This window comes from Pseudonocardia sp. EV170527-09, assembly GCF_008369905.1.
Lineage (GTDB): Bacteria > Actinomycetota > Actinomycetes > Mycobacteriales > Pseudonocardiaceae > Pseudonocardia.
In genome coordinates, this window is sequence record NZ_VRMC01000053.1 from 35,499 (window position 1) to 42,459 (window position 6,961).

Annotated in this window: 8 protein-coding genes and 1 tRNA gene; 3 read left to right on the top strand and 6 right to left on the bottom strand. The window is 72.9% G+C overall.

The window, feature by feature from the left end; all coding sequences use genetic code 11:
• Positions 1 to 14 precede the first annotated feature (14 nt).
• From FVA95_RS17370 to FVA95_RS17380, 3 genes are all read left to right on the top strand, one after another.
• Complete coding sequence (locus FVA95_RS17370; protein ID WP_149665156.1) at positions 15 to 788, top strand: DUF5995 family protein; 774 nt, start codon at positions 15 to 17, stop codon at positions 786 to 788.
• 26 nt (positions 789 to 814) lie between these two features.
• Positions 815 to 1,540: a response regulator transcription factor gene (locus tag FVA95_RS17375; protein WP_240051554.1), complete on the top strand. Its 726-nt coding sequence runs from the start codon at positions 815 to 817 to the stop codon at positions 1,538 to 1,540.
• A 27-nt stretch (positions 1,541 to 1,567) separates the two neighbouring features.
• A tRNA-Pro gene (locus FVA95_RS17380) sits at positions 1,568 to 1,641 on the top strand.
• An 83-nt stretch (positions 1,642 to 1,724) separates the two neighbouring features.
• On the opposite strand, the gene FVA95_RS17385 is transcribed toward FVA95_RS17380, so the two are convergent.
• The 6 genes from FVA95_RS17385 to FVA95_RS17410 are packed head-to-tail and all read right to left on the bottom strand — an operon-like array spanning position 1,725 to position 6,724.
• Positions 1,725 to 2,903, bottom strand: coding sequence for a site-specific integrase (locus tag FVA95_RS17385; RefSeq protein WP_240051555.1), 1,179 nt, complete (start codon positions 2,901 to 2,903; stop codon positions 1,725 to 1,727).
• A gap of 32 nt (positions 2,904 to 2,935) precedes the next feature.
• Positions 2,936 to 3,151: an AlpA family transcriptional regulator gene (locus FVA95_RS17390; RefSeq protein ID WP_240051556.1), complete on the bottom strand. Its 216-nt coding sequence runs from the start codon at positions 3,149 to 3,151 to the stop codon at positions 2,936 to 2,938.
• Positions 3,152 to 3,179: 28 nt separating this feature from the next.
• Positions 3,180 to 4,712: a replication initiator gene (locus FVA95_RS17395; RefSeq protein WP_149665159.1), complete on the bottom strand. Its 1,533-nt coding sequence runs from the start codon at positions 4,710 to 4,712 to the stop codon at positions 3,180 to 3,182.
• Positions 4,712 to 5,011, bottom strand: coding sequence for a hypothetical protein (locus FVA95_RS17400; protein WP_149665160.1), 300 nt, complete (start codon positions 5,009 to 5,011; stop codon positions 4,712 to 4,714). The genes FVA95_RS17395 and FVA95_RS17400 overlap by 1 nt, the downstream gene beginning before the upstream one ends.
• A complete protein-coding gene (locus tag FVA95_RS17405; RefSeq protein WP_149665161.1) occupies positions 5,008 to 5,973 on the bottom strand; it encodes an FtsK/SpoIIIE domain-containing protein in 966 nt (321 codons plus the stop codon). Before FVA95_RS17405 ends, FVA95_RS17400 begins: the two co-directional genes overlap by 4 nt.
• Complete coding sequence (locus tag FVA95_RS17410) at positions 5,966 to 6,724, bottom strand: hypothetical protein (RefSeq protein WP_149665162.1); 759 nt, start codon at positions 6,722 to 6,724, stop codon at positions 5,966 to 5,968. Before FVA95_RS17410 ends, FVA95_RS17405 begins: the two co-directional genes overlap by 8 nt.
• Positions 6,725 to 6,961: the final 237 nt, after the last annotated feature.

Consider the following 6,961-nt stretch of genomic DNA (forward strand, 5'->3'; position numbering starts at 1 on the left):
ACGCGGAGGAACCGATGACGGCGACCATCGACACGCCCTCCGACGAGGGCGCGGCCCCGGCGGGCCGGGCGCGCGTCGCGGAACTGCTCGCCACCTCACCCGAGACGATCGACGGCGTCATCGCGCACCAGGAACGCCTCCAGGAGATCCTCGAGTGCGAGTACGGCCCCGGCGACGGCGTCGCCTCGTTCAACCGGCTGTACCTGCGCATCACCCGCGGGATCCGCGACCAGCTCGACGACGACCTGTTCGCCGACCGCGACTTCCTGGTCCGGCTCGACGTGGAGTTCGCCCGCCGCTACTTCCGGGCGCTGCACGCCGAGGCGACCGGCGGGACCCCACCGCGGTCCTGGGGGGTGCTGCTGGAGCGCCGTCGGCACGAGCGGATCTCCCCGGTGGAGTACGCGGTCGTCGGGGTGAACGCGCACGTCAACTTCGACCTGGCGCCCGCGGTCGTGCGGACCTGCACCGTCCTCGGGCGCAGCGCCCCCGGCCCCGCCGAGCGGGCCGACTACCGGGCCGTGAACGACGTGTTCTCCCTGCACATGGTCCGCCTGCTCGACGGCTTCGACCAGACGGCCCCCGGTGAGGTCTCGCTGACCGAGCAGCTGCTGGGCTGCGTCGCCGACGTGCCGGTGGTGCTGGCCCGCGACGTCGCCTGGCGGCAGGCGCTCGAGCTGTGGGAGCTCCGCTCCCGGCCGATGGAGTACGAGAACGAGGTCGCGGCGCTCGACCGCCGGACCGCGCTCCTGGGGCGTGGCCTGCTCACGCTGGGAGCCCTGACGTGACACCCGCCCGAGTGGGGGGCGGGCGGGTGTCACACCCTCCGTCGGCGGCGGCCCCGCCGCTCGACAGCGTGCTGATCATCGACGACCACGAGCTCGTCGGGTCGTCGCTGGCGCTGGCGCTGCGCGCGGAGGGTGAACGGGCCTCGTTCCGGCCCGCGCACTCCCACGTGGACGTGCACCGCGCGGTCGCGGGGGTCGAGCCCGGGCTGCTGGTCCTCGACCTGGACCTCGGGCGCGACGCCGACGGCCGCCGGATCGACACCGTCCCGCTCGTCCCGGGGCTGCGTGCCCAGGGCTGGCGGGTCCTCGTGCTCTCGGGGAGCTCCAACCCCACCCGGATCGGCGCCGCCCTGCACCACGGCGGCTTCACCTGGGTGTCGAAGACGGCTTCGATGCCGGCGCTGGCCGTCGCGATCCGCGAGGCCCGCGCCGGTCGTTCGCTGCTGCACCTCACCCACCGCGACGAGCTCGTGCAGCGCTACGTCGAGTGGGACCGCCGCCAGCGGGCCGTCCGCGGACGCATCGCGACCCTGACCCGCCGCGAGCGGGAGGTCCTCGAACTGCTCGCCGCCGGCATGCGGGCGCACGCCATCGCCGAGCACTTCGTCGTGTCGCTCCCGACGGTCCGCACGCAGGTCAGGGCCGTGCTCGCGAAGCTCGACGTCGGCTCGCAGCTGGAGGCGGTCGCGCTCGTGCGCAGCGTCGATGCCACGGACGACACCCCTGGTGGGGTCCTGCCGTGGATGCGGTAAAGTTCCACGTGCCCCGCGAGGGGTGGCCGGGACGTGGCGCAGCTTGGTAGCGCACTTGACTGGGGGTCAAGGGGTCGCAGGTTCAAATCCTGTCGTCCCGACAGGCCGAACAACAGCCCGTTGATCTGGGAAACCACCAGGTCGGCGGGCTGTTTCGCTGTCCGGGTGTCGATCATCGTGCTGGTCATCCCGCAGCCTCCTGGGGACCATGTGGGGACCGCGGGGCCCGCAGGAAGGCCGTCAGCGAATCCCCGGCGGCCGACACCGCGGCCTGATCCGGGTGCAGGTAGCGCTGCGTCGTGGTCAGCGAGCCGTGACCGGCGATCTTCCGGAGCACGTGCACCGGGACACCGGCGTCGGCCATCCACGTCAGGCCGGTGTGACGGAGTCCGTGGCGGCGCAAGTGCTCGAACCCGAGGGATGCGACGATCTCGTCCCAGTGGGTGGCGTCCCGGAACACCGCGGTCGTGATCCGGCCACCGCGGGGCCCGGTGAACAGCCGGGCGTCGGGCCGGCCCTCTACGACGTCGATCCGGTGCTGGACCAGCTCGCGCACCTCCGCGATCAACGGTACGAACCGCGCCCGCTTGCCCTTGGTGCCCTTATCGACGAGACCGCCAGGGGAGGGCGTGGTCTGCCGGCGCACCGTCCAGAGCCACCGGCCGGTGTCGATGTCGGCGACCCGGACCCCGGACACCTCGCCGATCCGGGCCGCGGTGCACGCAGCGAAGATCGTGACGTCACCCCAGCCGCGAAACTGCCCGGAGGACCGGGCGACCAGCGCGTCGGCCAGGGTGCTCAGCGACTCCCAGCTCGGCAGCGCCAGCGCCCGGGGGTTGTCGAGCTCGTCCTCAGCCTGGCGAAACGCGTACTGCCAACCGGTGACCCGAGCGGGGTTGCGGTCAACGATCCCGTCGCGGACGGCCTGTTCGAGCACACGCACCAGAACGGCCAGGCTGTTCTTCACCGTCGAGCGGCTGCACTCGTCGGCGATCCACTGCTGCACCGCGCGATCGACGGCACCGTTCGTCACCATGTGCACCGACAGGTGGCCGAGCGTCGGCACCACCCGGTACTTCCAGCCCGCGAGGTACGGGTCGTAGGTCTTGGCCTCCAGCCCACGCAGGGCAAGCGGCATGACGGTGTCGCCGTAGTCGGCGAGCGTGCGGGTAGCGGTGATCGGATCGACCCCGGACGTGGCGAGCCGCTGCACCCGCTCGATCCAGCCCTGGGCCGCCGCTTCGGTGTCGAACGCCTCCGACTTGGATCGGCGCTGCCGCGTGGCCGGGTCTATCCACCGGACGCGGGCCCGATACGGCTGCGGGCGGTCCGGCCGGTGCTCGACGTCTCCCCGGATCGTCACGCCCAGGGGAAGCCCCTGACCCGGAGAGGCCATCACGCGGCCCTCCCGGGATCGACGCGGCGGCTCCGCAACCAGGTCTCGACGTCAGCGGCCGAGTACATGGTCACCCGGGACGAGACCCGGACGAACGGCGGTCCCTGTGGCGGCCGCGCGGTCCGCCAACGACGCACGGACGACGGGTCGACGTTCAGCAGCTCCGCCAGTTCCTCCGTGGAGTACCAGCGTCCGAGCAGTAGATCAGCAGTCATGGTCATCACCTCCAGTTGCGGGGCTTGGTCAGGCTGTCGTGCTGGTCAGTTCCTCGCGCGCGGTGCGCCTCCTGGCCCGGGCCTGCGCAGCGGCGGTGTTGGCCAGCAGGGCGTCGGCGGTGGTGTGCCAGCCGATCCCGGCGAAGTGCAGCGAGGAGATGACGACCTCGGTGGTGTCCTCCCCGTCGTCGAGGCGCTCGACGTCCTCGGCAGCGGGGCGGGGGTTGGCGTGGTCGCGCTGCCAGTCCCGACGTGCCTGCCGCAGCGCTGTGAGGGTGGTGGAGTAGCGGCGGGAGCGGGTGGAGAAGTGGCCGGCGAAGCCGAGCATGTGGGCCCATCGCCAGAGTCGGCCCCACGAGGTGGACCAGTCGTCGGGGTCCCAGCCGCCGGGCCGCTGTCCGAGCCGCCAGCAGGCGTCGATCTGACGACCGGTGTGGGTGGCGTGGTCGGTGTAGGACCGCACCGTGTCCGGCCGCAACCGCGTCGACAGATGCCCGGCCGTCTCGGTCGCCTTCGTGGCGTACTTGGCGAGGTAGGCGGCGACGGCGGTCGTGGTGATCTCCGCTTGGTCGTCGAGGTCGCGCGCGGCGAGCCGGACCGGGCGCGGGTCGACCTGCTCACCCCACGCGATCGGCCAGCCCTGGGGCCGGTAGGGGTGCGGGGCGGTGGTGAACGAGGTCTCGGTGACCGCGGATCGCAGCAGCAGCGCCACCTGGGCGGCGGAGATCCCCGGCGGGGGCGACAGGGTCAGGTGTGACAGGGCCGGGTCGGGGTCGCGGCCGTCGAGGCGGACCAGGGCGTGGAGGTGGACGGCGCCGCGGGCCTGGAACTCGGCGACCTTGGTGTAGGACAGGCGGAGCTTGTGGCCGGTGAGTTTCTCGAGCCGGCGCAGGTTGCGGGTGGCGGCGATCATCGTCCGGCGCCAGAGTTCGCCGACGTGCAGGTTCCACACCGCCTGGTGCGGGTAGTCGTAGCAGTCCAGACACAACGGCCGCCCCACGCGCGGGTCGTCTTCGGCGTGGCGCTCCCAGCAGGCGTGCGACAACCCGTGCTCACAGGACGTGTCGTCGCGGCGGGGGCGGCACGGAAGTGGCCGGCCTTTCCGGTCGGTGCGGTGGGCGTGGACCGGGCCGAACGAGGGTGCGGTGACGGTTAGGAACACGCACGGGTGCCGGGCAACCGAAGCGGGGGTGCCTTTGCCTCCGACCAGTCCTGCGATGACGAGCTGGAAGGTGTCCGCGCGGTAGGTCTCGGCACAGGAGGGGCAGACGCTCGCGCGGCGGTTGCCGCAGGCGGTATAGATCAGCCCGTCGGGCATCTCGGCGGTGTGCCGCTCGGAGGTGATGCGGCCGGTGGCTTCCTCGACCCGGAACACGGTGCCGGACAGTCGGATGGGGTGGGCGCATCCGGCGGCGGGGGTGACGTGGCGCAGCCACCCGGCGAAGTCCTCGCGTCGTCCGGCGGCGGTCACGAGGTCGGCGGCGGGAGTGGATCCGGCCAGGCGGGCCAGGCGTCGAGCGGCGAGGCTGTCGACGGCCGCGGAGTGCTGGCCGGTGCTCATCACGCGACCCGTGTCGCAGCAGCCGCAGCAGCGGTGCAGGCCCAGTCGGCGGCGGAGCGCCGGGCGGAGGCCTCGGCGTCGGACACGGCCGCGATGTAGACCAGCGGGATCGCGTGGTCGGCAACGGCGGTGCGGGCGAGCACGGCCCACCAGCGGGCGTGCAGCGAGGCGAGGGCGTCGGCCCACTCGGTGGCGGTGAGGGCTCCGCGGTCGTAGCGGGCGGTCACCTGACGGCGGGCAGCCGCGCACCGGCGCAGCCCGGCATGAACCAGCTCAGCCGTCGTCGGCCGGGCGGTCACGCCGCACCACCGGTGGCGTCGTCGAGGTCCTGGCCGTGGGCGATCCCGGCGGCGAGCCGTCGCATGGCGGCGCGCTCGGCCAGGGCGTAGACCTGCTCGTCGGACAGGTGCGCAGCCTTGATCCGCCGCGGGACACCGCCCTCGGCGAGGAGGAACCCGATGCCCTTGGTCTCCGGAGCCACGCTCGCGGCGGAGTGACCGCGGACGGCCCAGCCGTGCCCGAGCACGATGTCCGACGACGCGTCGGTGGTGCAGCGGAACGCCCACCGACACCCGAACAGATCCCGCAGCGAGGTGGGGATGATGTCCGAGCTGGGCCGCTGGGTGGCGGCGACGACGATGATCCCGGCGGCGCGGCCGCGGGCCACCAGGTCCCGCACGAGCACGGAGAAGGCTTCCTGCTCGCGCTTGGTGCCGACGGTCGCGGAGAAGTAGGCCAGCTCGTCGAGCACCACCACGATCGGCGGGACGCCGTCGGCGAGGGCGATCTTGCGGCGCCGTTCGTCGTCGAGGACGGCGTAGCGGGAGTCCATCTCCGACTGCAGGTCCAGCAGAGCGGCGATGGCGTCGTCGAGGCTGTTGGCGACGAACCGGTCCGCACACGACCGCCACAGGCCGAGTTCGACGATCTTGCCGTCGAACAACCACAACCGGCAGTCCGTCGCGAGAGCGGCGTGGGCGACGATGTTGTTCAGCCCCACCGACTTCCCGGCTCCGGGCTCCCCGGCGAGGAGCATGTTGCGGTAGATCAGCGGGACCCGGACCGGGCGGCCGTCCTCGTCGGTGCCGAGGTGGATCGGCTCCCAGATCGAGGGGCCGGCGTCGGTGCGGCGGGCTCGGCGGCGGGCGGTGAACTCCTCGGCCCAGCGGGCCAGGACCAGCAGCGGCCGTACGAGCCGCCCAGGCGCGTTCTCGTCATCGTTGGCCAGCGGTAGGGGCTGCGTGGGCGGGTGCTCAGACATAGTCCGACCAGTCCCCACCACGCCCGTTGTCGACCGACCTGTCGAACGCGGGCTGCGGGGCCGCGGGCAGCGCCGGGCGGGACGGCTCGCGCCGCGGGGCCGGCGCCGGCGAGTCGGGACTGTCCGAGCTGGGCCAGCCCGGGTCGTGGATGTCGCCGGAGGCGTAGCGGAACAGGTCCGAGCGGATCAAGTTCGGCGCCAGCGGGTCGCGGCGGATGGTCTCGACCCGGACGACGTTGGTGAACCGCGGCCACGGGATGACCCGGGCGTCCCGGGCGAAACACGCCGACGCCAGCTCCTCGACCTGCTCGGCCACCGCGGTCGGGGAGATCCCCGCGCGCAGGACGACCCACACCGCTTCCCCGACACGGGTCGGGCGGGCCCACACAGTCAGCGGACAGGCCCGAGAGCGGGAGTTGAGGACCCGGCACTCCAACAGCGTCTGCCGGACCCGGTGGCGGGTCAGAACGGCCTGCGCGCGATGGAACAGGAAGCGACGGGTCCAGGGCAGCCCGGCGAGCACCAGAGCGGCGGCGACGAGCACGGCGGTGCGGGTGGTGGTGTCCCAGCCGGTGCCGGGCACCGCGACCCAGCGCCCTGCGTTGTCGCGGGCGTGGTCGGGACCCAGCCACACCCACACGGCCACAAGGACCGCGGCGACGGTGAGTTCCGCGCGCAGGCGCAGCAGCAGCGCCAGGACACGGACGACGGGATTGGCGGGCGGGGCGGAGATGATCTCGAAGGAGTCCACACGGGACTTCCCGACACCGAACGAACGGGACGGAGCAGCGGTGCGAGCCATGATCAGGGCCTTCCGAGCGCAGACGGGCGGGAGTGGCGGGCGCCGGGGCGCGGGGCGGGACACCGGGGAAGAAGCGCCCCGACCCGCGCCACCGACCGACGAGGTCAGGTGTCAACGGCGGGTTGGGAGTAACCCCGTAACGACGGATTGGGACTGACCCCCTTGTCGGGTGTTCAGTCGTTGCTG